The sequence below is a fragment of the Dactylosporangium salmoneum genome, from assembly GCF_039532525.1.
GTDB lineage: Bacteria > Actinomycetota > Actinomycetes > Mycobacteriales > Micromonosporaceae > Dactylosporangium > Dactylosporangium salmoneum.
Genome location: NZ_BAAARV010000136.1, coordinates 1 through 21,756 on the forward strand (window position 1 = coordinate 1; position 21,756 = coordinate 21,756).

Annotated in this window: 19 protein-coding genes and 1 pseudogene; 6 read left to right on the forward strand and 14 right to left on the reverse strand. The window is 72.6% G+C overall.

The features are described 5' to 3' along the window. The first annotated feature begins 78 nt into the window (after positions 1-78). On the forward strand, positions 79-459 hold the full coding sequence (locus tag ABD352_RS53810) for a M20/M25/M40 family metallo-hydrolase (protein ID WP_344620453.1): 381 nt from the start codon (positions 79-81) through the stop codon (positions 457-459). 69 nt (positions 460-528) lie between these two features. Continuing rightward, the gene (locus ABD352_RS53815) at positions 529-1,518 is read left to right on the forward strand and encodes a LacI family DNA-binding transcriptional regulator (RefSeq protein ID WP_344620454.1); all 990 of its coding nucleotides are present in this window, start codon (positions 529-531) and stop codon (positions 1,516-1,518) included. A 109-nt stretch (positions 1,519-1,627) separates the two neighbouring features. Here ABD352_RS53815 and ABD352_RS53820 read toward each other — a convergent pair whose 3' ends face one another. The 7 genes and pseudogenes from ABD352_RS53820 to ABD352_RS53850 form a co-directional block, all read right to left on the reverse strand. Beyond that, complete coding sequence (locus ABD352_RS53820) at positions 1,628-3,232, reverse strand: glycoside hydrolase family 13 protein (RefSeq protein WP_344620455.1); 1,605 nt, start codon at positions 3,230-3,232, stop codon at positions 1,628-1,630. A 31-nt stretch (positions 3,233-3,263) separates the two neighbouring features. Next, entirely contained in the window at positions 3,264-6,125 is a 2,862-nt protein-coding gene (locus ABD352_RS53825) for a carbohydrate-binding protein (protein ID WP_344620456.1), read from the reverse strand. 23 nt (positions 6,126-6,148) lie between these two features. Further along, a complete protein-coding gene (locus tag ABD352_RS53830; protein ID WP_344620457.1) occupies positions 6,149-8,545 on the reverse strand; it encodes a choice-of-anchor D domain-containing protein in 2,397 nt (798 codons plus the stop codon). A 20-nt stretch (positions 8,546-8,565) separates the two neighbouring features. Next, entirely contained in the window at positions 8,566-9,456 is an 891-nt protein-coding gene (locus ABD352_RS53835) for a carbohydrate ABC transporter permease (protein ID WP_344620458.1), read from the reverse strand. Positions 9,457-9,458: 2 nt separating this feature from the next. Then, entirely contained in the window at positions 9,459-10,328 is an 870-nt protein-coding gene (locus tag ABD352_RS53840) for a carbohydrate ABC transporter permease (RefSeq protein ID WP_344620476.1), read from the reverse strand. A 51-nt stretch (positions 10,329-10,379) separates the two neighbouring features. Continuing rightward, positions 10,380-11,753, reverse strand: coding sequence for an ABC transporter substrate-binding protein (locus tag ABD352_RS53845; RefSeq protein WP_344620459.1), 1,374 nt, complete (start codon positions 11,751-11,753; stop codon positions 10,380-10,382). Between the two features lie 359 nt (positions 11,754-12,112). Then, positions 12,113-12,400: pseudogene (locus ABD352_RS53850) on the reverse strand (SDR family oxidoreductase); the annotation flags it as partial. Here ABD352_RS53850 and ABD352_RS53855 point away from each other — a divergent pair. Further along, complete coding sequence (locus tag ABD352_RS53855; RefSeq protein WP_344620460.1) at positions 12,330-12,617, forward strand: hypothetical protein; 288 nt, start codon at positions 12,330-12,332, stop codon at positions 12,615-12,617. The pseudogene ABD352_RS53850 and the gene ABD352_RS53855 sit on opposite strands and share 71 nt — an antisense overlap. 12 nt (positions 12,618-12,629) lie before the next feature. Here the strand turns inward: ABD352_RS53855 and ABD352_RS53860 are convergent, their stop codons facing one another. Beyond that, entirely contained in the window at positions 12,630-13,808 is a 1,179-nt protein-coding gene (locus tag ABD352_RS53860) for a zinc-dependent alcohol dehydrogenase (protein ID WP_344620461.1), read from the reverse strand. A 162-nt stretch (positions 13,809-13,970) separates the two neighbouring features. Between ABD352_RS53860 and ABD352_RS53865 the strand changes: the two genes are divergently transcribed. Beyond that, positions 13,971-14,525 carry a hemerythrin domain-containing protein gene (locus ABD352_RS53865; RefSeq protein ID WP_344620462.1) on the forward strand — a complete coding sequence of 185 codons (555 nt, stop codon included), beginning with the start codon at positions 13,971-13,973 and terminating at the stop codon, positions 14,523-14,525. Positions 14,526-14,791: 266 nt separating this feature from the next. Continuing rightward, complete coding sequence (locus tag ABD352_RS53870) at positions 14,792-15,604, forward strand: SAM-dependent methyltransferase (protein ID WP_344620463.1); 813 nt, start codon at positions 14,792-14,794, stop codon at positions 15,602-15,604. Positions 15,605-15,614: 10 nt separating this feature from the next. On the opposite strand, the gene ABD352_RS53875 is transcribed toward ABD352_RS53870, so the two are convergent. Together ABD352_RS53875 and ABD352_RS53880 are read right to left on the reverse strand one after the other, a co-directional pair. Then, complete coding sequence (locus tag ABD352_RS53875; RefSeq protein WP_344620464.1) at positions 15,615-16,295, reverse strand: response regulator transcription factor; 681 nt, start codon at positions 16,293-16,295, stop codon at positions 15,615-15,617. Between the two features lie 71 nt (positions 16,296-16,366). Next, complete coding sequence (locus ABD352_RS53880) at positions 16,367-17,356, reverse strand: helix-turn-helix transcriptional regulator (protein WP_344620465.1); 990 nt, start codon at positions 17,354-17,356, stop codon at positions 16,367-16,369. A 90-nt stretch (positions 17,357-17,446) separates the two neighbouring features. Between ABD352_RS53880 and ABD352_RS53885 the strand changes: the two genes are divergently transcribed. Then, on the forward strand, positions 17,447-17,989 hold the full coding sequence (locus tag ABD352_RS53885) for a VOC family protein (RefSeq protein ID WP_344620466.1): 543 nt from the start codon (positions 17,447-17,449) through the stop codon (positions 17,987-17,989). Here the strand turns inward: ABD352_RS53885 and ABD352_RS53890 are convergent. The 4 genes from ABD352_RS53890 to ABD352_RS53905 all read right to left on the reverse strand — a co-directional run bounded on the left by ABD352_RS53890 (position 17,961) and on the right by ABD352_RS53905 (position 21,728). After that, entirely contained in the window at positions 17,961-18,734 is a 774-nt protein-coding gene (locus tag ABD352_RS53890; RefSeq protein ID WP_344620467.1) for an FAD:protein FMN transferase, read from the reverse strand. The genes ABD352_RS53885 and ABD352_RS53890 overlap by 29 nt on opposite strands. Further along, positions 18,731-19,168: an FMN-binding protein gene (locus tag ABD352_RS53895; RefSeq protein ID WP_344620468.1), complete on the reverse strand. Its 438-nt coding sequence runs from the start codon at positions 19,166-19,168 to the stop codon at positions 18,731-18,733. The genes ABD352_RS53890 and ABD352_RS53895 overlap by 4 nt, the downstream gene beginning before the upstream one ends. Positions 19,169-19,178: 10 nt before the next feature. Further along, complete coding sequence (locus ABD352_RS53900; RefSeq protein WP_344620469.1) at positions 19,179-20,576, reverse strand: ferredoxin reductase family protein; 1,398 nt, start codon at positions 20,574-20,576, stop codon at positions 19,179-19,181. 165 nt (positions 20,577-20,741) lie between these two features. Beyond that, positions 20,742-21,728, reverse strand: a complete 987-nt coding sequence (locus tag ABD352_RS53905; protein WP_344620470.1) for an aldo/keto reductase — start codon at positions 21,726-21,728, stop codon at positions 20,742-20,744. Positions 21,729-21,756 lie beyond the last annotated feature (28 nt).

The window sequence follows — 21,756 nt, forward strand, 5'->3', positions numbered from 1 at the left end:
CGATCCCGGCCGGCGCGCCGCGCTCGACGTCGCCGCCGACCCGGTCGTCGTCCTCGTCAGCACGGAAGGGAGTACCGCATGACCCGCACCGACCGGTTCTGGTCCACCCTGATGGAGCTCGAGGAAATCGGCGCCTACGACGACGAGGCGACCGGCCTGCGCGGCGTGCGCGAGCACAGCGGCGTCGGTCAGAGCCCGCGGGCCGGCGGCAACGGCGTCGATGTCCTCGCCAACGCCCCGATCGTGTCCGCGCTGCTCGCCGCCGCGGGCCCGGGCACGACGACGGTCCCGCTGTCGTACTGGGCCGACTCCGCCTTCCTGTCGGCCGCCGGCATCCCGACGGTCCTCTACGGCCCGGAGGGCGACGGCGCCCACGCCGACGTCGAGTGGGTGAGCCGCTCCGGCACCCTGACCGCCGCCGACGTCCTGACCCGCCTCGCCCGCGACTTCTGCTCGTGACCAGAGCCTGTCCTTGACGGGTTCTTGCGGCTCTGGCGACGGTTCTTTCCGCGGACGTACGATGCTGGGGTGACGAGGCTCTCCGAGGTGGCGAAGTACGCGGGGTACAGCGAGGCGACCGTGAGCCGGGTGCTGCGCGACGTGCCCGGGATCGGGGAGGACACCCGCAACGCCGTGCTGACCGCGCTGGACGTGCTCGGCTACCAGCGGCCCACCCGGCACCGGCGGGAGCTCGGCAGCCTCGTCGGCATGGTGCTGCCCGACCTGCACAACCCGATCTTCCCGGCCTACGCGGAGGCGATGGCCGGTGCGCTGGTGCGGCGCAACCTCATCCCGGTGCTGTGCACCCGCACGGCCGACGGGGTGTCGGAGGCGCACTACATCGAGATGCTGCTGGCCCGCAAGGTGGCCGGGATCGTCTTCGTCGGGGCGAGCTACGCCGACGCCGGGCCGGAGCAGACCAAGGCGCTGCGGGCCCGCAAGCTGCCGATCGTGCTCATCAACGAGGCGGACGAGAACGCGGGTGCGCCGCGGATCGCCGTCGACGACGCGGTCGCGGTGGACCTCGCCGTGCAGCACCTGCGCGACCTCGGCCACAAGAGGATCGGGCTCATCGTCGGCCCGCGCGGGCACGTGCCGTCGGAACGCAAGCTGGCCGAGTTCCGGCGGCTGGTCGACGGCGCCGACCGGCAGCGGCTGGTCGCGCACACCATGTTCTCCATCGCCGGCGGGCAGACCGCGGTGGCGCCGCTGCTGGCGGCCGGGGCGACCGGGGTGGTCTGCGCCAGCGACACGCTCGCCCTCGGGGCCATCCGCGGCGCCCGCAAGCAGGGGCTGCGGGTGCCGGAGCAGCTGTCGGTGGTGGGCTTCGACGACTCGGTCTACATGCCGATGATGGACCCGCCGCTGACCACGGTGCGCCAGCCGATCCAGGCGATCGGGGTGGCCGCGGTGAACTCGCTGGTGGCGCAGATCGAGCGGCGGCCGGTGCCGCTGGAGGAGGAGCTGTTCGAGCCGGAGCTCATCGTGCGGGACTCGACCGCCGCCTGCCCCGCGTAGGGGCCTGCAAACGCTTGCGGGCCCGACCACGATTCTTGCAATCGTGGCCGGGCCCGCGGTGGTCGGCGCGCTCGAGCCGAGCCGGCGGCCGCCCAGGGGCTGCGTCAGATCAGAGCCGCAGCCAGGCGCAGGCGTCGGCGGGCAGGTGGCCGCCGGCGACCGGGGCGCTGGCCAGCAGCACCGACCGGTGCTCCGGCAGGCGGACCGGCGCGGCGGTGAAGTTCACGACGCAGGCGAAGCCGTCGCCGCGGCGGAACGCCAGGACACCGTCGTCGGTCGCCAGCCACACCGGGTCGTCCTCGAGGCCGGCGAGCGCCTCGCGGCGAAGGTGCAGGCCCGTGCGGTACAGGTGCAGCATGGAACCCTGGTCGGCCTCCTGCGCCTCGACCGTGAACTCCCGCCAGGTCGCGGGCTGCGGCAGCCAGGGCTCGGCGGCGCCGCCGGGCGAGAAGCCGAACGGCGCCTCGGTCCCCGACCACGGCAGCGGGACCCGGCAGCCGTCGCGGCCGCGGTCGGTGTGCCCGGAGCGCTCCCAGGTCGGGTCCTGGATGCGGTCCTCGGGGATGTCCGCGACCTCGGCCAGGCCCAGCTCGTCGCCCTGGTAGACGTAGACCCCGCCGGGCAGGGCGAGGGTGAGCAGGGCGGCCGCCCGGGCCCGGCGCCGGCCCAGGGCCAGGTCGGTGGGGGCGCCGTGGCGGCGGGCGTCGAGCGCGAAGGTGGTGTCCTCCCGGCCGTACCGCGTCACGTGCCGGATCGTGTCGTGGTTGGACAGCACCCAGGTCGGCGGCGCGCCGATCAGCCGGTGCGTGTCGAGGGTGTCGTCGATCGTCTTGCGGATCGCGTTGGACTCCCACGCGCAGCACAGGAACTCGAAGTTGAAGGCCGAGTGCAGCTCGTCGGGGCGCAGGTAGCGGACGAACTGCGCGGTGGTCGGCAGCCAGACCTCACCCACGAAGACCCGCGGGTCCGGGTAGGAGTCGGCGATGCGCCGCCACGCACGATAGATCTCGTGGACGTCCTCGTGGTCCTGGTACGGCAGGTCCGCCGGGTCAGGCTCGGGGCCGACGTCGGGCAGGCCCGGCGTCTTCATCAGCCCGTGGGCGACGTCGATGCGGAAGCCGTCGACGCCGCGGTCGAACCAGAACCGCAGCACGTCCTCGAACTCGGCCCGCACCTCGGGGTGCTCCCAGTTGAGGTCGGGCTGCTGCGGGGCGAACATGTGCAGGTACCACTCCCCGTCGGGGACCCGGGTCCAGGCCGGGCCGCCGAAGTAGGAGCGCCAGTCGTTGGGCGGCTCGGCGCCGTGCGGGCCGCGGCCGGGCCGGAACCAGAACCGCTGCCGGGCCGGGGACCCGGGAGGCGCGGCGAGCGCCTCCCGGAACCACCGGTGCTGGTCGGAGCAGTGGTTGGGCACGAGGTCGACGAGCACCCGGATGCCCGCCTCGTGCGCCTCGGCGACGAAGGCCTCCGCGTCGGCAAGGGTGCCGAAGAGCGGGTCGATGTCGCGGTAGTCGGCCACGTCGTAGCCGCCGTCGGCCATCGGGGAGACGTTCCACGGCGTCAGCCAGAGCGCGTCCACGCCCAGGTCCCGCAGGTACGGCAGCCGGAGCCGGAGCCCCGCGAGGTCGCCGACGCCGTCCCCGTCGCCGTCGGCGAAGCTGCGCAGGTAGATCTGGTAGATGGCGGCGGTGCGCCACCAGCCGGTTGCAGGCATGGATCGTCGCTCCTTGCAAGGGTTGTGAGGGTTACCAGCCGGAGTTGCCGGGCCCGCGGGTGATCGGGAAGCCACCGGGGTTGTTGAGCCCGCCGGCGGCGGCCCCGGTGACGGTCACGTAGTTGGCCGTGGCCGCGCCGGTCACGTTGTAGACGTCGATGCCCCACGTGCCGGCGCCGGCGATGCCCACGTGGTCCAGCAGCAGGTTGCCGATGCGGTGGCCGTAGCTGAGCAGCACGGCCTGGTAGGTGCTGTCCACGATGGACGTGTCGGAGACGGTGACGGGCGTGGTGATGTCGGACTGGTCGGCGAAGACCCACAGCGCGCCGAGGTTGGTCTGCCAGTTCGGCTCGTAGCCGCCGGTGCGGGTCAGCGTGTTGCGGGCGACCGTGGTCGGGCCGCTGAAGGGGATGCCGAAGCGGCTGCTGACCGCGATGCCGGCCGAGCCGGTGACGGTGTCGGACAGCAGGCTGTCGGTCACCGAGTTGTTCGCGCCGCCGTAGATGCCCACGGCGTTGGCCAGCAGCGGGGTCTGCACGGTGTCGAAGGTGAACGAGCAGCCGGTGACCGCGGTGCCCTCGGAGAACATGGCCAGGGCGTCGTCGCCGGTGTTGCGCACCGTGGACTGGTCGACCCGGGTGTTCTGCACGTTGGCGTGCAGGTTGACCCCGTCGGCGAACGTGTTGGCGATGCGGATCCCGGCGGCGTACAGGCCGTTGGTGCCGGAGTCGATCCACATGCCGACCTTGGTGTGCTCGATGCGCACGGCGAAGAGCAGCGAGCCGGTGCCGAAGTTGCCCTCGATGCCGGTGTCGAAGCCGGCGTCGTCGCGGTACGTCACGTCCCCGGACATGGTCAGGTCGGCGATGGTGACGCCCGAGCCGGTGGCGAAGAAGCCGCCCTTGCCGTTGCGGCCCTTCACGGTCGTGTACCACTGGCCGGCGCCCCGCACCGCGACGCCCGCGAGGTTGATCCGGCTGGTGATGTCGAACGTCCCCGCCGGGATCCACACCCCCTTGCCGGCCGCGCGGGCCGCGGCGACGGCGCTGTTGAACGCGCCGGTGTCGTCGGAGCCGTCCCCGGCGGTGGCGCCGTAGCTCGTCACCGCGACGAAGTTCGCCGGCATGGCGTAGGCGGCGTCGGCCTGCTCGGCGTCGACGACGTCGATGGTGTAGCTGCTCGCCGTGTCGGCCGCGTCCTTCTGCAGCTTCAGGACGGTGCCGGCCGGCCAGCTGCCGATGAGCGCGCGGGTCTCGTCGAAGAAGTGGTGCGCGGAGCCCTGGCTCGGGACGTTGGTGTACGGGTACGCCCCGTACGCCCACGAGTAGCGCGACGTGAGGGTGATGTCCTGCACGTGGCTGCCGTTGGCGTAGAGCGAGATCGGCGCGCTGGCCCCGGCCCCGTCGGAGCTGTCCGGGATGGAGTACCGGATGGTGAGCGCGTTGGCCGGCTGGGTCAGCGTGAACTGCACGTATTGCCCGGTCGCGGTGAGCTGGACCGCCTGCCGGCCCGTCGCCTCGCTGGCCATCGTCAGGTAGGTGCGGCCGGCCGCGAGCTTGCTGCCGTTGGTGGTCTGGTCGGCGGCCCGGAACTCGGTATAGGGCACGGTCGCCCCCCGGCTCGCCAGCGCGGTGCCCCCGGTGACGGTCACCGCGTCGAGGTTGACCCCGCCGCTGTCCCCGGAGTCGACCTGCCACCCGATGAGGTTGAGCCCGCCCCGCAGCGCGAGCGTCTGGTTGTTCGTCAGCGTCCCGGACCCGGCCGCCAGGCTCACCTGCGCGCTCTTGGTCCCGTTGACGTACTGCGACAGCGTCCGCGCCGCCCCGGTCGAGTTCGTGTAGCGCAGCCCGACGGCGTAGTTCCCGGCGGACGGCACGTTCACGGACACGATGACCCGCGCCCCGGTGCTGGTCAGCCCGGTGACCACTCCCCCGGACACCGTCGCCCCGCCGGAGACGAACCCGGTCTCGGCCTCGTAGGCCTGACCGCCGCCGGTGCTACCGGTCGGACTGGGTGTCGGGGACGCCGGCGTGCCACTGACGACCAGATTGTCCAGATTGACGTTGCCGGAGTCGGTGGCATCGAACTTGTAGGCGACCGTGTTGCTGGCGCCCGTGAGGTTGACCGCCTCGGTCTCGGTCCCCCACGTGTCCCAGTTGGCCGTGGCCGGCAGCGAGATCTGTCGTAGCTTGGCTCCATTCGCGTACAGCGAGAGCGTCTTTGCCGACCCGGTCCCGTTGGCATAACGCAGCACCAGCTGGCTCGCGGCCGGGACGGTGAAGGTGGTGGACGCGTTGCCTTTGTTGCCATCCGTGTAGCCGCCGACGAAGCCGCTACCGGTGTATCCACTGTGGTCGGTCGCGACGGCCGCGCCGCCGGACAGCGCGGCCGACTCGGCCTCGTACTGGCTGACCTGCGCGACGGTCAGGCTGTCGAGGTTGACGTTGCCGGAGTCGGTGGAATCGAACCTGTACGCGATGGTGTTGGCGGATCCGGTGAGGCTGACCGATTCGGTCTCGGTCCCCCACGTGTCCCAGTTCACCGTGGCCGGGAGCTGGATCTGGCGCAGCTTGGCCCCGTTCACGTACAGCGAAACGGTCATCGTCGACCCGGTGCCGTTGGCGTAGCGCAGCACGAGCTGGTTGGCGGCCGGCACCGACTTGAAGGTGGTGGCGGCGTTGCCCTTGTTGCCGTCGGTATAGCCGCCGACAAAGCCGGACCCGGTGTATCCAGTGTGGTCGGTCGCGACGGCGGCGCCGCCGGACAGGGTTGCGCTCTCGGCCTCGAAGACGGACGTGGCGGCGTCCGCGGGCCGGGTGGCGAGGGCGACGGCGGTGCCGAGGACCACCGCGGCGGTGGCGGCCGCCGCGGCGATCAGGCGTCTGCGGTACATAGGGGGTGTCCTCCAATCACGAATCAGTGCGCGTAGACCTCGAACTCGGACAGTTGCGCCGCCGGCCATCCGGTGTTCCCGGTGAAGGTCAGCGTGAGGGTGCGCACCGTGGTCGACGGGAAGGTGATGGTGATCGCGTTGCCGGTATCGGGGTTGAGCTCGTAGTCCGCGGCGGGGACGAGTGCGGCCCCGTCGGCGGCGACCGCGATGGTCTCGGTCCGCCCGCCCCAGTTGGCCGGCAGCCGCAGGACGATCCGGTCGACGGCGCGCTGGGCGCCGAGGTCGAGGGTGACGGTCTGCGGGAAGGCGTTGTTGGCGCTCTCGAAGTACGTGCCGGGGTCCCCGTCGACGAGGTTGACCGGCCCGAGCCAGGACAGCGCCTGGGAGCTCGAGGTGATCTGCTGGCCCAGCGCCAGGTTGCCGTCCGGGTCGAAGCCGACGCCGTGCAGGGCGACCACGTACGGCCCGGCGGGCGAGGTGCTGTCGATGGTGAGCTTGCCGGCGAAGACGCCCGCGCGGGGCGGGGCGAAGGTGACCGGGACGGTGCAGGTGGCGCCGACGGCGATGGTGGTGCAGGAGCCGCCGGCGGTGTACCCCTCCGAGCCTTTGATCGAGCGAACGGTGACCGGGTCGGGGCCGGGGTTGGTGATCCGCAGGTTCTGGGTGGCCGACCCGTGCAGCGGCAGGCTGGCGAACTCCAGGGCGTCCGCGCTGAGATGCAGCGCGCCGGCCGGCGGGAACCCGCACCGGCTGGAGGACCAGCCGAGGTCGCCGGGGCCGCGGACCACGTCGAAGCCGCTCGCGCAGTCGTAGCGGCCGGCCACGCCGACGCCCACCGCGACGACGTTGGTGAACCGGGCCGAGCCGGGCGACTGCAGCTGCACCGCGAACGTGCCGGCCCGCACGATCGCCACCCGGTCCAGGGTGACGTTGCTGATCGGCTTGCCGTAGAACTGCACCGCCGAGAACGGGCTGTCGACGATGGACATGTCGTGCACGTCGACCGCGCCGGTCATCGGGGCGTCGGCGGCGTAGAACCACAGCGCGCCGATCTCCTCCGGCTGGTTGGGCACCAGGTTGCCGTCGCGCAGCAGCACGTTGCGGGCGATGGTCGTGGTGCCGGCCAGCGGTACCGCGCCGAACCGGTTGCCGACGTGCACGCCGCCGCCCTGGGTGACCGCGTCGGCGGCCACGCTGTCGGTGACCGCGTTGTCCCGGCCGCCGTAGACGGCGAACCCGTTGGCCAGCAGCGGCGCGACGACGGTGTCGTGGACGAAGGCGTTGTCGTGGTCGGCGTTGGCGTCGGACCACATGGCCATGCCGTCGTCGCCGGTGTTGCGCACGAACGTGTCGCGGATGGTGGTGTGGCTGACGCCGTTGTGCAGGTTGATGCCGTCGGCCATGGTGTCCTGGATGCGGGCGTGGGAGACGGTCAGGCCATCAGCGGGCCCGTCGAACCACATGCCGACCTTCGTGTGCTCGACCCAGACGTTGTCCACGGTGGACCCGCCGCCCAGGGAGCCGCCGAGGCCGCTGTCGGAGGTGGAGTCGTCGCGGACGGTGGTGTCCCCGGCGATGGCGAAGTCGGCGAGGTGCACGTCGCTGCTGGGCGTGGGCGCGAAGCGGCCGAAGACGCCGACGCCGGGGCCACGCAGCACGGTGTACCACGGGCCGGCGCCGCGGACCGTGACCTTGTCCACGACCAGCTGCTGGTGGACCCGGTAGGTGCCGGCCGGCAGCCAGACGCCGCGGCCCTGCGCCGACCCGGCGTCGATGGCGGCCTGGATGGCGGGGCCGGAGTCCTGGGCGCCGGTCGGGTCGGCGCCGAAACCGGCGGCGCTCAGGTACCCGGCGGGCATCGCGCGGGCCGGGCCGGCCTGCTCGAAGTCGGCCAGGTCGACCACGACGGGGGCGGACGCGGTGAGCCGGACCCGGGTGCCGGCCGGCAGGGTGCGGCCCAGCAGGGCGTGGACGTCGTCGAAGTAGTGGTGCTCGCCGCCGTCGGCCGGGTCGTTGGTGTACGGGTAGTTGCCGTACACGTGCGAGTAGCGCGCGGTCAGGGTCAGGTCGGCCAGCTGCCGGCCGCCCGCGGAGACGTGCAGCGGGGCGTCGGCGGCGCCGTCGGGCACCGAGTAGCGCACGTTCACCGCGTCGGCCTTGCCGAGCAGGGTGAACTCGACGTACTGCCCGGCCTTGAGGGCGACCGCGCGGCGGCCGGAGGCCTCGGCCTCGATGCGGGTGAAGGCGTTGCCGGGGCCGATCCGGGTGCCGTTCGTGGCGGCGGTCTCGGCCTCGTAGGTGGTGAAGGGCACGTCGGCGCCCGGCGGCGTGGTCTTGGCGTCGGCCGCGGTCGGCACGAGCACGGCGGCACCGACGGCGGCGACCGTGAACAGGGCGCGCGGCATCGCGGAATGGGACATCAGAAGTCTCCTGGAGGGGATCAGCCCTTGAGGCTGCCGGTGGTCAGGCCGGACATGATGTTCTTCTGGAAGATGAGGAAGAACACGACGGTGGGCACGGCGGCGATGACGGCGCCGGCGATCACCACGTTCTGGGTGAGGCCCTGCGAGAACGCGTAGATGCCCACGTTGACGGTGCGGGTGTCGCTCGACGGCTCGACCAGCAGCGGCCACAGGAAGTCCTTCCAGATGGCCGTCAGCGAGAAGATCGAGATGACGCCGAGGATCGGGCGGGAGATGGGCAGGACGATCGACCACAGCGTGCGCAGGGGCCCGGCGCCGTCGATGGCGGCGGCCGCCATGAGGTCCTGCGGTATGGAGTCGAAGAACCGCTTGAGCAGGAAGATGTTGAAGGCGTTGGTGACCGCGGGCAGCCAGATCGCCCACGGCGAGTCGAGCATGTTCCAGTGCACCAGGGGCAGGTCGATGACGGTGACGTACTGCGGGATGACCAGCACGGTCGAGGGGATCATCAGCGTGGCCAGCATGAGCCCCAGCAGCGCGTTGCCGAACACCGGGCGCAGCTTGGAGAACGCGTAGGCGGCGGCGACGTCGAGGACCAGCTGGAAGGCGAGGGCCCCGAAGGCGTACCACGCCGTGTTGAGCAGCAGCCGGCCGAGGCTCAGGGCGGTCCAGGCCTCCGCGTAGTTGCCCGGCTGCGGGTGCTGCGGGTACAGCGTCGGCGGGACCTGGGCCACCTCCGGGCCGGACTTCAGCGCGCCGGTGACCATCCAGTACAGCGGCCCGGTGAACACGACCGTGAACAGGATGACGACCAGCACGACGATGGTCCAGTAGGCGCGGCGGGCGGCCGGGCGGCGCAGGCGGGCCGGCGAGATCAGGGTGCGGGCGGCGCTTTCCACTGTGGACACTCCTAGTCCTGCCGGGGGCTGAGCCGCGCGTAGGCGACGGAGAAGCCGGCCAGGACGACCATCAGCATGACGCCGAGCGCGGCGGCGCCGTTGAGGTCGTTCTGCCTGAACGCGTGCTGGTACATCAGGTAGACCACCGAGGTCGCCGAGTCCTGCACGCCGGCCCCGCCGGCCAGGATCAGCGGCTCGATGAAGACCTGCATGGTCGCGACCACCTGCAGCAGGAACATCAGCGACAGGATGAGCCTGGTCTGCGGGACGGTGACGTGCCACAGCCGGCGCAGCAGCCCGGCACCGTCGAGCTCGGCCGCCTCGTAGAGCTCACCGGGGATGTTCTGGAGTGCCGCGAGGTACACCAGAATGGAACTTCCGACGTTCATCCAGGTCGAGGCGATGACGAGCGAGGGGGTCGTCATCGCCGTCGACTGGACCCACTGCGACGTCGGCAGGTGCACCGCGTGCAGCAGGTAGTTGAAGATGCCGGCGTCGCCGGGGTCGTAGGCGTAGCGGAACAGCAGCAGCGCCGAGGCCGGCGGCAGCATCACCGGCAGGTACACCACGGCCCGCAGGTACCCGCGGGCGTGGCGCAGCTCGTTGAGCAGCACCGCGATGAAGAACGGCAGCGCGTACCCGATGAGCAGGGCCAGCAGCGTGAACATGGCGGTGTTGCGCCACGCCGCGAAGAAGCTCGGGTCGTGCCAGACGCGCTCGTAGTTGTGCCAGCCGACCCAGGTGGTGACGCCGCGCCGGGTGCGCTGGAAGCTCATGATGAACTCGCGCACCATCGGGTACCACGAGAAGACCGCGAAGCACACCACCGCGCCGGCGAGGAACGAGTGCCCGGTGAGGTTGTGCACCGTCTTGCGCCACATGGCGGCGCGGGCCGGGTTGTCCAGGCCGGCTACCCGGCCCGCGCCCGCCACTCAGGACTCCTGGGCGAGGATCGTGTTGACCTTCTGCTCGGCCGTGCTCAGCAGGGCCGGGATGTCCGCGCCCGCCTGGGTCAGCGCGGCGGACATTGCGGCGTCGAGCACGGCGTAGATGGCCTGGGCCCGCGGCGGCTCGGTCTTGATGGTGACCGGGCTGTTCGCGTACGGCGCGTAGTCGGCCAGGTTGAGGTTGCTGTTGGCCTTCTTGAGCTGGTCGTCCTGCTGCTGCACGTCGCTGCCGGGCTTCCAGATGAGCGGCTCGGGCAGGCCGACGGGCACGCCGAAGCCCTTCTGCGCGACGTAGTCGAAGTCGCCACGGCCGGGGGTGAGCTTCTCGTAGGCGATCCACTGCAGGCCGGCCTTGATCTGCGCCGGGCTCAGGCCCTTCTTGAAGAAGTAGCCGCTGCCGCCGCCGAGGGTGGCCTTGGCCGGGCCGTTGTCGCCGGGCATCGGGCCGATGGCCCAGTCCTCGTACTTGCCCTTGAACTGGGTGACGATGGACTTGATGGTGTCGGGGGCGCCGATGTACATGCCGACCTTGCCGGCCCCGGCGTTGGTGAGCAGGTCGGCCCACTGCAGCAGCTGCTTCTCCCCGACGCTGTTGTCGGTGAACCGCATGTCGTGCAGGTTCTGCAGGACGGCCTTGCCCTGGTCGGTGTTGAACGCGGCCTTCTTGCCGTCGTCGCTCACCACGGAGCCGCCGCGGGAGTAGAGGCTGGCGGAGAAGTGCCAGCCGCCGGTGTTGCCCGCGCTGTACTCCTGGTAGCCGGCGATCCCGTTGCCCAGCGCCGCGATCTTCTTGGCCGCGGCGGCGACCTCCTGCCACGTCGCCGGAGGCTTGGCCGGGTCGAGTCCGGCCTGCTTGAACAGGTTCTTGTTGACGACCAGGCCGAGGCCGTAGCCGGCGTAGCCGATGCCGTAGATCTTCCCGTTGTCGATGAACGGGTCCTTGATGGTGGGCAGCAGCTTGTCCCAGTTGGGGATGGTGTCGGCGGTGACGTACTTCGTGATGTCCTCGGCCGCGCCGGCGTCGAGGACCTGGTCGAGGTCGGTCATGTAGCCGTAGAAGATGTCGGCCTGGGTGCCGCCCTGCAGCCGGGCGGTGAAGTCCGGCGGGTTGTCGCACTGGCTGCCGACCGAGACGGTCTTGATGGTGACGCCGGGGTGCTCCTTCTGGAAGGCGGCGACGTCGGCGTTCCACAGCTCGAGCGACTTGCCGCCGTTGTCGGTCTTCTGGGGCGGGCAGTCCACCACGATGGTGGCGCTGCCGTCGGCCGAGCCCTTGTCGTCCTTGTCGTCCCCGCAGCCCGCGGCCAGCCCGGCCACGAGCCCGATCGCCAGCGCGACCCGGAGTGCTCTTATCGGCATCGATCGATCCCTTCGGATGTACGGATTCCGGAAAGGCATTTGTTACGTCTGGATTGCCCGCGCGTGACGCCGAGCGGAGGGGCGTGACGCAGACAGTAGAACTCCCTACGTCAGAAGTCCAGCGCTTGTTGCAAAAACTCGACGGCATTCACGCGCGACCACACCCTCGATACTGAGTGCTTACGCTGCGATTAGCCCAGCTCAGGCGGTCAGGCGACACGGATGGGAGCGCTATTCGCGACCGATTCTGCGTCAATTTCGGGGATCGCGTGCTGCAATTTCTGCGACCAAGATCGCAAGCATTTGCACAGCGAAATGGGGCCCACCCCGGTGGGACGGGCCCCGAAAGCCGGCGGCGGTCAGAGAATCGGCTCGCCCCCGGTGACCGGGACGACCGCGCCGGAGACGTAGCTGCCCTCGTCGGAGGCGAGCAGCACGTACACCGGGGCGAGCTCGCCCGGCCGGCCCGGCCGCCCGAGCGGCGTGTTCCTGCCGAACTGCTCGACCCGCTCCGGCGGCATCGTCGCGGGGATCAGCGGCGTCCAGATCGGGCCGGGCGCGACGGCGTTGACGCGGATGCCGCGGTCGCCGAGCAGCTGGGCCAGCCCGGCGGTGAAGTTCGCGATCGCGCCCTTGGTGGTGGCGTACGAGGCCGGGGCCGAGCTCGAGGCCGGACTGCCAGCCTACGCGCTGGTGGTCGGCCGGGAGCTGCACTGGCTGGACTCCGACGAGCACCGGGCGGACGCGACGCGGCTGCTCACCGGCGCGTACCGGGCGCCGGGCCGCGACGCCCTGGCCGGCATCGTCGAGGTCCACCACGCCCACCGCGACCTGCCGTCGGTGGACGTCCTCACGCGCGCCTGACACCGGGGCGGGTCACGGCCGCAGCAGGACCTTGACCGTGCCGTCGCGCTTCTCCTGGAACGCCTCGTAGGCCTGCGGGGCGGCGTCCAGCGGCGCGTGATGGGTGGCGAAGCCGTCGACGCCGAGCTGGTCGTCGTCGCTGAGCAGCGGCATGATGTCGTCGATCCAGCGCTTCACGTTGGCCTGGCCCATGCGCAGCTGGATCTGCTTGTCGAACAGGGCCATCATCGGCAGCGGATCCGCGGTTCCGCCGTACATCCCGGACACGGAGATGGTGCCGCCGCGCCGCACCGCGTCGATGGCGAGGTGCAGCGCCGCCAGCCGGTCGACGCCGGCCTTGTCGATGAACTTCTCCGCCACCAGGTCCGGCAGCAGGCCCACCATGGTCTGGGCCAGCTTGCCGGCGGGCGAGCCGTGCGCCTCCATGCCGACGGCGTCGACCACCGAGTCGGGGCCGCGGCCGCCGGTCATCTCGCGCAGCACCCCGGCCACGTCGTCGTGGGCGTCAAGGTCGACGACCTCGATGCGGTTGGCGCGGGCCCGGGCGAGGCGCTCGGGCACGCGGTCGACGCCGATGACGCGGTAGCCGCGGTGCCAGGCCACCCGGGCGGCCATGTCGCCGACGGGGCCGAGGCCGAGGATGGCGAGGGTGCCGCCCTCGGGCACGTCGGCGTACTCGACCGCCTGCCACGCGGTGGGCAGCACGTCGGAGAGGTACACGAACCGGTCGTCGGGCGGGCCCTGCGGTACCACGATGGGCCCGAACTGCGCCTGGGGCACCCGCAGGTACTCGGCCTGCCCGCCGGGGACCTGCCCGTAGAGCCGGGTGTAGCCGAACAGCGCGGCACCCTTGGCCTCGCGGCGGACCTGGGTCGTCTCGCACTGGCTCATCAGCCCGCGCTCGCACATCCAGCAGTGCCCGCACGCGATGTTGAACGGGATGACGACCCGGTCGCCGGGGTGCACGTTGGTGATGTCCTGGCCGACCTCCTCCACGATGCCCATCGGCTCGTGGCCGAGGATGTCACCCTCGGCCATGAACGGGCCGAGCAGCTCGTACAGGTGCAGGTCGGAGCCGCAGATGCCGGTCGAGGTCACCTTGACGACGATGTCGTTGGCCAGCTCGATGCGCGGGTCGGGCACGGTGTCCACCCGCACGTCGCGCTTGCCGTGCCACACCACTGCCTTCACTGCGCGCTCCCCCGCTCGGCCATCCCCTGGCTGATACGGGCCGACTACCCCTGCGGCTCATCCGGAAACAATCCGGGCCGTCGGCCCGGCGCCGTGCCCGGGAATTGTTCACGGCCCCGGCCCGCGGGTACTCGCCGGGGCCTACCGAAGGATGTGGTGATCGTGACGCAGGTGCACCAGCGGGACGTCGTCGACGTCCTGCTCGCCCAGCACGAGGAGATCAAGGCCCTGTTCAGCCGGGTGGCCGCGGCGCAGGGCGACCGCAAGCGCGAGCAGTTCTACGACCTCGTCCGGCTGCTCGCGGTGCACGAGAGCGCGGAGGAACAGCTCGTGCACCCGGCCGCGCGCAAGGCGATCGGCGAGGGTAACGAGCGGATCGTCGACGAGCGGCTGCACGAGGAGGCGGAGGCCAAGCGGACGCTGTCGGACCTCTACGACCTGGGTGTGGACCACCCGGAGTTCAACGACCGGCTGACCCTGCTCGCGGAGAACGTCGTGGCACACGCCACGAACGAGGAGCGCGAGGAGTTCCCGCTGCTGCGCAGCCACGTGGGCCCCGAGCGGCTGCAGCGGATGGCGTCGGTGTTCGAGGCGGCGGAGCAGGCGGCCCCGACCCGTCCGCATCCGTCCGCGGGCGAGTCCGCGACGGCCAACATCGTGTTCGGCCCGCCGCTGGCGCTGTTCGACAAGGTCCGCGACGCGCTGCGCAAGTCCTGAATGTTCGCATCGCCGGCGCGCGACGGCCCCGCTCCGCCGAATTGGGGGCGGCGGGAGCGGGGCCGTCGGCCGGACGGCAGGCGCCCGGGCGCGCAATGTCGCCGCGCCAGGCGCCGGTGGCCTGGCGCGCTGCTCCATAGCGGGGAAAACGCCACCGGCGTCACGGTGACCTGATCCACAGTGGACCCTGCCGCGCATCGAGCACCTGGCCCATCGCGTCCGCACCGTCTAAGTTCGTCCTCAGGAATACGGAAGGTGAGGATGGCATGACGCGGCCTGAGTGGGCCCCCGAGGGCATCGACATCAGCGTTCCGAACGCCGCGCGGATGTACGACTACTCGCTGGGCGGCTTCCACAACTTCGCGGCCGACCGGGACATGGTCGAGCGCGTGGTCGCCATGGTGCCCAACGCGCGGCAGGTCGGCCTGGCCAACCGCGCCTACCTGGGCCGGGTCGTGCGCCGGCTGGTGTCCGAGGGCGTGCGCCAGTTCCTCGACGTCGGCTCCGGCATCCCGGCGCTGGCCTGCGTGCACGAGGTGGCCCAGGCGGCCGCGCCGGATGCCCGGGTCGTGTACGTCGACGTCGACGCCGTCGCCGTGGCCCACGGCCGGGCGATTCTGACCGGCAACGACCGCGCCACCGCGATGGTCGGCGACGTGCGCCGGCCGGGCGACATCCTGCACCACCCGGAGGTGACCGGCCTGCTCGAGCTCGACCGGCCGGTCGCCGTGCTGCTCATGGCGGTGCTGCACTTCGTGCCCGACGCCGACGACCCGGCCGGCATCGTGGCCCGATTCCGCGACGCGGTCGCGCCGGGCAGCTACGTCGCGCTGTCGCACGGGTCGCCGCCGCCCCGGCGCGAGGACGGCGACGTCATGACCGCCGCCTACGAGCGCACGTCGACCCCGCTGCGCCTGCGCACGGCGGAGCAGATCGGCCATCTCCTCGACGGGCTCGAGCTGCTCGACCCGGGCGTCGTGCCGGTCACCGACTGGCACCCGGACCCGCGGGACATCGGCGTGGAGCCCGTCCCGGAGGTGCTGGCCGCCGTCGGCCGCAAGCCGGCCGAGGCCCGCTAGCGCTGTCGAGTCACGGCAGGTAGCGGTAGCCGACGCCGCGGACCGTGAGCAGGTGCCGCGGCGCGGCCGGGTCCGCCTCGAGCTTGGCCCGCAGCCGCTTGACGTGCACGCTGAGGGTGTTGCTGGCCTCCCCGGGCCCGCCCCATACCGTGGCGAGCAGCTGCTCGCGCCCGAGCGTCCGCCCGGCGTTGCGCACCAGCGCCTCGAGCAGCTGGAACTCCTTGAGCGGCAGGTCGAGCGGCCGCCCGCCCAGGCTGGCCGTGACCGCGCCGGCGTCCAGGCGCAGCGGCCCGGCGGTGAGCACCCCGGGCCGGTCGTCCCGGCCGCCGGCCCGGCACCGCCGCTCGACGGCTCGGATCCGGGCGACGAGCTCCCGCACCCCGTAGGGCTTCGCCAGGTAGTCGTCGGCGCCGCGCTCCAGGGCCAGCACCGCGTCGTCCACGCTGGGGCGGGCGCCCAGCACCACGATGCCCGCGCTCGACCGGGCCCGCAGCTCCCGGCACAGCTCGGCCCCGGCCAGGTCGGGCAGGGCCGCGTCGAGCAGCACCACGTCGGCGCCGTGCTCGTGCAGGTCCAGCAGCGCCCCGGCCCCGGTGCCCTCGACCCGCACGTCGAAGGCCTCTCCGCGCAGCGCCCCGGCCAGCGCCGCGGCCGACGCCGGCTCGCTTCGCACGAGCAGCAGTCGGGTCACGGCTTCAGATCATGCCGCGCAACCGGCCGGTAGGGGTGCCGCCTGTCGGATCGACGACTGCCGGGCCGCACTCAGGCCCCGCGGCCGGTCTCCCGCGCCCCGCGGCGGGCCGGTCCCGCCGTGGCGGCGTGGAACAGCGCGGCGGTTGATCTGAGGTAGTCGACCAGCTGCGCCGGGCCGCTGACTTCGAACGGCAGCCCGATCGACGCCAGCCGCAGCGCATGCCATTCCACGGTGTCCGGCGGCGCGAGCCACCGGCAGGTACCGTCCGGCTGATCGGTGAGGGTGCCCGGCGGCGGCCCGCCGAGGCGGTCCGCCACGAGCGCCGCCGGTGCGTGGATCACCACGTCGGCCGGGTATGCCGGAGCCATCTGCATGGCCCGGCCGGCGACGAAGGCGGCGACGTCCCCGCCGGGCACCTCCCTCGGGGCCGCCCGGGCACCGGTCGGGGCGAGCCCGGTAACCCGGTCCAGCCGGAAGGTCCGCCAGTCGTCGCGGTCGAGGTCGAACGCGAGCAGGTACCAGCGCCGCCCCGCCGTGACCAGGGCGCGCGGCTCGACGTGCCGGCCCTCGTCACGGTGGCGGAACCGCAGCCGCTCGTGGTTGGCGATCGCCGTGGCCGCGACGACCAGCGCGTCGGGGTCCACCAGCTCGGCGGCCAGGGAGAACGGGTGGGCCACGGTGGAGGAGGCCAGCGTGTCGACCCTGCGGCGCAGCCGGGCCGGCAGCACCTGCAGCAGCTTGCCCATCGCCCGCACCGTTGCCTCGTCCACCCCGGCCACCGGCTGCGCCGCCGCCGTGCGCAGCCCGATGGCCACGGCGACCGCCTCATCGTCCTGCAGCAGCAACGGCGGCATCGCCGCGCCGGCCGTCAGCCGGTACCCGCCCAGCCCACCCTGCTCGGCGTGCACCGGATACCCCAGCTCCCGCAGCCGGTCGATGTCGCGCCGCACGGTCCGGCCGGACACCCCGAGGCGCTGCGCCAGTTCGCTTCCCGGCCACAGCCGAGGGGTCTGCAGCAGCGAGAGCAGGGACAGCAGCCGGGCACGGGCGTCGGACACGACTGCCAGTGTGCTCCTCGACCAGGACAGAAACTGGCCTATACGGGATCTACCGTGGGCGCAGTTGTTCCGACACGAGGGAGACTCGTCATGCGCAGCACCGCACCAGATGGATACACGACCGTCGCGCCGTGGATCGTCACGCCGGACACCGGGCAGTTGCTGGACTTCATCACCGCGGTGTTCGACGGGGTCGAGCTGGGACGGGTGGGGCTGGAGGACGGGACCATCGGCCACGCCGAGATCCGCGTCGGCGACACCATCCTGCTCGCCTTCGACCGGCGGCCGGACTGGCCGGTCATGCCGTCGCTGCTGCGGGTCTTCGTCGCCGACGCCGACGCGGCGATCGGGCGCGCGGTCGCCGCAGGGGCCCGCGTGGTCACCGCGCCGGCCACCCAGGCCTTTGGTCAGCGGGGCGGCCGGGTGCGTGACCCGTTCGGCAACATCTGGTGGATCAGCACGGTGGTCGAGGAGGTGGCACCCGAGGTGGGCCTGCGACGGCTCGCCGAGCCGCGGTACGCCGAGGCGATGCGCGACGCGCAGGAGACCCTGGACCGGGAGCTGAGCGGCGCCGACCGGGTCGCCAGCCGCCCGCTGACCAGCCTCACCCCCCGGCCGGCCAGCCGGGGGTGACCTGGCACAGGCCGGAGGCGCCGACCAGCAGCGCAGCGTGGCCGTCGAGGGTCTCCAGCCACGCCAGGGATCGGGGGCCGCGGGCCGCGGCGGCGGTGGCGTAGACGTCGGCCCACAGCAGGTCCGGGCCGGTGACCGTGACCGAGCGGACGGCGGCGGCGGGGCGGCGGGTGTACGGGTCGAGGATGTGCCTGCCGCGGCGGGCGGTGCCGGAGGTGGCGACCGCACCGCCGCGGCGCTCGAGCACGTGGAGCAGGCGGGCGGGGTCGTCGGGGTCCTCGATGCCGATGCGCCAGGCCGGGTGGTCCTCCTGCGCGTGGACGAGGACGTCGCCGCCGGCGTTGAGGCACCAGGAGTACCGCGGCAGGCTCCGCAGATGCGCGGCGGCGCGCTGCACGGCCCAGCCCTTCACCAGCCCGGACGGGTCGAAGCGGGGTGCGCCGGTGCGTGGGTCGGGCAGCCCGCGCGGGTCGAACCAGCCCTCGGTGCGCTCCCGGGCCTCGTCGCACAGGGCCAGCATCTCGGCGAACGCCGGGTCGGCGGCGCCGGCGGACAGCTCGCCGCGCTCCCAGCGGGACAGGTCGCTGTCGTCGCGGTACGGGCTGAACACCGCGTCGGCGTGGCGCAGGTCGGCGAACACGGCCGCCACCCGGTCCCCCACCTCGGCGCCGCCGGGCTCCTCGCCGCGGACGTGGATGCTCACCGGCAGGCCCATGATCTGTTCGACGAAGGCGCGCTGGTTCATGACAGGTGGGCGGCGTCGAGGGCGGCCTGCAGCGACTCGATGTAGCCGTCGCTGGTGACGGTGGCGCCGGAGACCGTGTCGATGCGGGCGCTCTGCGCGTCGATGGTCTCCTGGGTCAGGACGGGCAGGGCCCGGGCGTTGATCTGCCGGTCCTTGCCGTTGCCGTTCGGGTAGACCGGCACCGACACGGCGGTGATCTTGCCGTCGGCGACGGTGATGGTGACCTGGACGTCGCCCCACCGGGTGGAGGCGACCGAGCCCTGGTACGTGCTGCCGCCGCCGCTGGTGGTGGTCGTGCTCGTGGTGCCGCCGCCGGTGCCGGTCGCGGCCGCCGTGCCGGAGGCGGGCGTGGCCGCGCCGAGGCTGGTGCGGTAGCTGAACAGGAGGACCACGGCGGCGAGCGTGGACAGCAGCCAGAGGGTGATGCGTCGCAAGGGTTTGCTCCTACCAGGCGAACTGTTCGGTGTGGATACGCTGCGGGGCGGTCCCGGCGGTGCGGGCCGCGGCCTCGGCGGCGGTGGTCCAGGCGTCGGGGCCGCAGAGGTACACGTCGGCGCCGGCGATGTGCGGGGCGACGCGGCGCAGCGCCTCCGCGTCGGTGAGCCCGGCGGCCGAGGCGGGCAGCCACGAGGCCCGGCGGGCGCGGGGGCCGAGCAGGTACACGACCCGGACGCCGCGGTGGCGGGCCAGCCAGTCCAGCTCGCCGCGGAACGCGATCTCGGCCTCACTGCGGGCCCGGTAGACGAGGGTGGCCTGGCCCGGTGCGAAGGGCAGCTCGCCGAGCAGGGCGAGCAGCGGGGTGACGCCGATGCCGCAGGCGAGCATGACGACCGGGCCTCCGGTGTGATGCTCGCCGGTCAGCTTGCCGTACGGGCCCTCGATCAGCGCCCGGGTGCCGGGCCGCAGCCCGGCGACGCGGCTGCTGCCGTCGCCGAGGTCCTTGACGGTGATGCGCAGCACGCCGGTGTGCGGCGTCGCGGACAGCGAGTACGGGTGGGCGCGGGACCAGCCCGGCCCGTCCAGGAACCGCCACTGGAAGAACTGCCCGGCCCGCACCGGCAGCCGGTCCAGGTCGCGGCCGCGCAGGTACACCGAGGTGAGGCCCGGGCCCTCGGCCACGACCCGGTCGACGACGAGCCGGTGACGCCAGTTGCGCCAGGCCGGCAGCCCGAGCCGGTAGATCACGACCGCGCCGGCCGAGACGGCGTACAGCGTCCACCAGTAGGCGCGGGCCCACGCCGAGCCGGTGAAGTCGGCGCCGGTCCAGATCTGGTGCGGCAGCGCGAGACCGACGCCGAGGTAGGCGTAGAGGTGCAGCAGGTGCCAGGACTCGTACCGCAGCCGGCGCCGGGCCGCCCGCATCGACGTGACGACCACGAGCACCAGCAGCAGCGTGCCCGCGGCGGCCAGCAGCATCCCTGGGTAGTCCACGACGAGGTCCCACAGCTCGCCGAACACGTTGACGTGCGCGTTGCCGGCGTAGCCGATGGTGATGAGCACGACGTGCGCCAGCATGAGGTGGAACGAGCTGAACCCGGTCCAGCGGTGCCAGCGGGCCAGGCGGTCCTGGCCGAACGCGCGCTCCACCAGCGGCACCCGGGCCATCAGCAGCACCTGCAGCAACAGCAGGTCCGAGGCGAGCAGCCCGGTGAGGCGGCCGAGCGAGTCGAACGCGTCGGGCCAGGCGCCGCCGATGTCCTGCAGGCCGCGGTTGGCGACCCACAGGGCGGTGACCACGAGCAGGCTCACCGCCACCGCCGCGCCGCCGGCGTCGGCCCACCACCGCGGCGTGGCGCGCACGGCGGGGCGGGCGGCGGCGGGCGGCGCCAGGGTCGTCGTCATGGTCCGACTATCGGCTACGACATTGGGACGAGCACTGCGCGCGGATAAAGATTCCCTAAGAGCAACTTCTGGTGGCACCGGCATGCGTCATGAATAGAAAGCCAACGTGCGGGCCGCCTGCGCGCCGGCTGTGACCCGGCTGTGAGACCGGGGTCACCGGCCCGTTCACAGGTTGGTCATCCGCTCCATCTGCTCGGAGTAGCGGCCGCCCTGGATGTCGATCGCGGCCGCGGCGGTGTCGATCTCGCGCAGGTCGTCCGCGGTGAGCTCGAGGGAGGCCGCGCCGAGGTTCTCGTCCAGGCGCTCGAGCCGGCGGGTGCCGGGGATCGGCACGATCCACGGCCGTTGGGCGAGCAGCCACGCGAGGGCGACCTGGGCGACGGTGGCCTCCTTGCGGGCCGCGACGGCGCCGAGCAGGTCGACGAGGGCCTGGTTGGCCTCGCGCGCGCCGGCCTCGAAGCGCGGGATCGTGCCGCGGATGTCACCGGCGGTGAACGCGGTGTCACGCGTGATCGTCCCGGTCAGGAAACCCTTCCCCAGCGGACTGTACGGCACCAGCCCGATCCCCAGCTCGTCGCACATCGGCAGGATCTCGGCCTCGGGCCGCTTCCACCACAGGGAGTACTCGTGCTGCAACGCGGTCACGGGCTGCACCGCGTGCGCCCGGCGGACCGTGGCCGCGGCCGCCTCGGACATGCCGAAGTGGCGCACCTTGCCGGCCGCGATCAGCTCCTTGACGGCCCCGGCGACGTCCTCGATCGGCACGTCGGGGTTGACCCGGTGCTGGTAGAACAGGTCGATCCGGTCGGTCCGCAGCCGCCGAAGGCAGCCGTCGGCGACCCGGGCGAGGTCCTCGGGCCGGCTGGACAGCCCGGCCTGCTTGCCGTCGGCGTCGAACGCGAACCCGAACTTCGTGGCGATGACCACCCGGTCCCGCACCGGCTGCAGCGCCTCGCCGACGAGCTCCTCGTTGACGTACGGCCCGTAGACCTCGGCGGTGTCGAAGAACGTGACACCGCGGTCGACGGCGGCCCGGATGAGCGCGATGTTGGCCTCGCGATCGGGTCCGGGCCCGTAGCTCTGGCTCATCCCCATCGCCCCGAAACCGAGGGCCGAGACCTCGAGATCCTTGCCGAGCACTCGAGTGCGCATGCTGCAGCCTACCTCCGCGGGGCGGCCC

Excerpts from the sequence above, each read along its gene's own strand:
- ABD352_RS53810 (WP_344620453.1), top strand. The coding sequence starts at position 79 with ATGACCCGCACCGACCGGTTCTGGTCCACCCTGATGGAGCTCGAGGAA.
- ABD352_RS53820 (WP_344620455.1), bottom strand. The coding sequence starts at position 3,232 with ATGCCTGCAACCGGCTGGTGGCGCACCGCCGCCATCTACCAGATCTAC.
- ABD352_RS53825 (WP_344620456.1), bottom strand. The coding sequence starts at position 6,125 with ATGTACCGCAGACGCCTGATCGCCGCGGCGGCCGCCACCGCCGCGGTG.
- ABD352_RS53830 (WP_344620457.1), bottom strand. The coding sequence starts at position 8,545 with ATGTCCCATTCCGCGATGCCGCGCGCCCTGTTCACGGTCGCCGCCGTC.
- ABD352_RS53840 (WP_344620476.1), bottom strand. The coding sequence starts at position 10,328 with ATGTGGCGCAAGACGGTGCACAACCTCACCGGGCACTCGTTCCTCGCC.
- ABD352_RS53845 (WP_344620459.1), bottom strand. The coding sequence starts at position 11,753 with ATGCCGATAAGAGCACTCCGGGTCGCGCTGGCGATCGGGCTCGTGGCC.
- ABD352_RS53855 (WP_344620460.1), top strand. The coding sequence starts at position 12,330 with ATGCCGCGGTCGCCGAGCAGCTGGGCCAGCCCGGCGGTGAAGTTCGCG.
- ABD352_RS53870 (WP_344620463.1), top strand. The coding sequence starts at position 14,792 with ATGACGCGGCCTGAGTGGGCCCCCGAGGGCATCGACATCAGCGTTCCG.
- ABD352_RS53885 (WP_344620466.1), top strand. The coding sequence starts at position 17,447 with ATGCGCAGCACCGCACCAGATGGATACACGACCGTCGCGCCGTGGATC.
- ABD352_RS53890 (WP_344620467.1), bottom strand. The coding sequence starts at position 18,734 with ATGAACCAGCGCGCCTTCGTCGAACAGATCATGGGCCTGCCGGTGAGC.
- ABD352_RS53900 (WP_344620469.1), bottom strand. The coding sequence starts at position 20,576 with ATGACGACGACCCTGGCGCCGCCCGCCGCCGCCCGCCCCGCCGTGCGC.
- ABD352_RS53905 (WP_344620470.1), bottom strand. The coding sequence starts at position 21,728 with ATGCGCACTCGAGTGCTCGGCAAGGATCTCGAGGTCTCGGCCCTCGGT.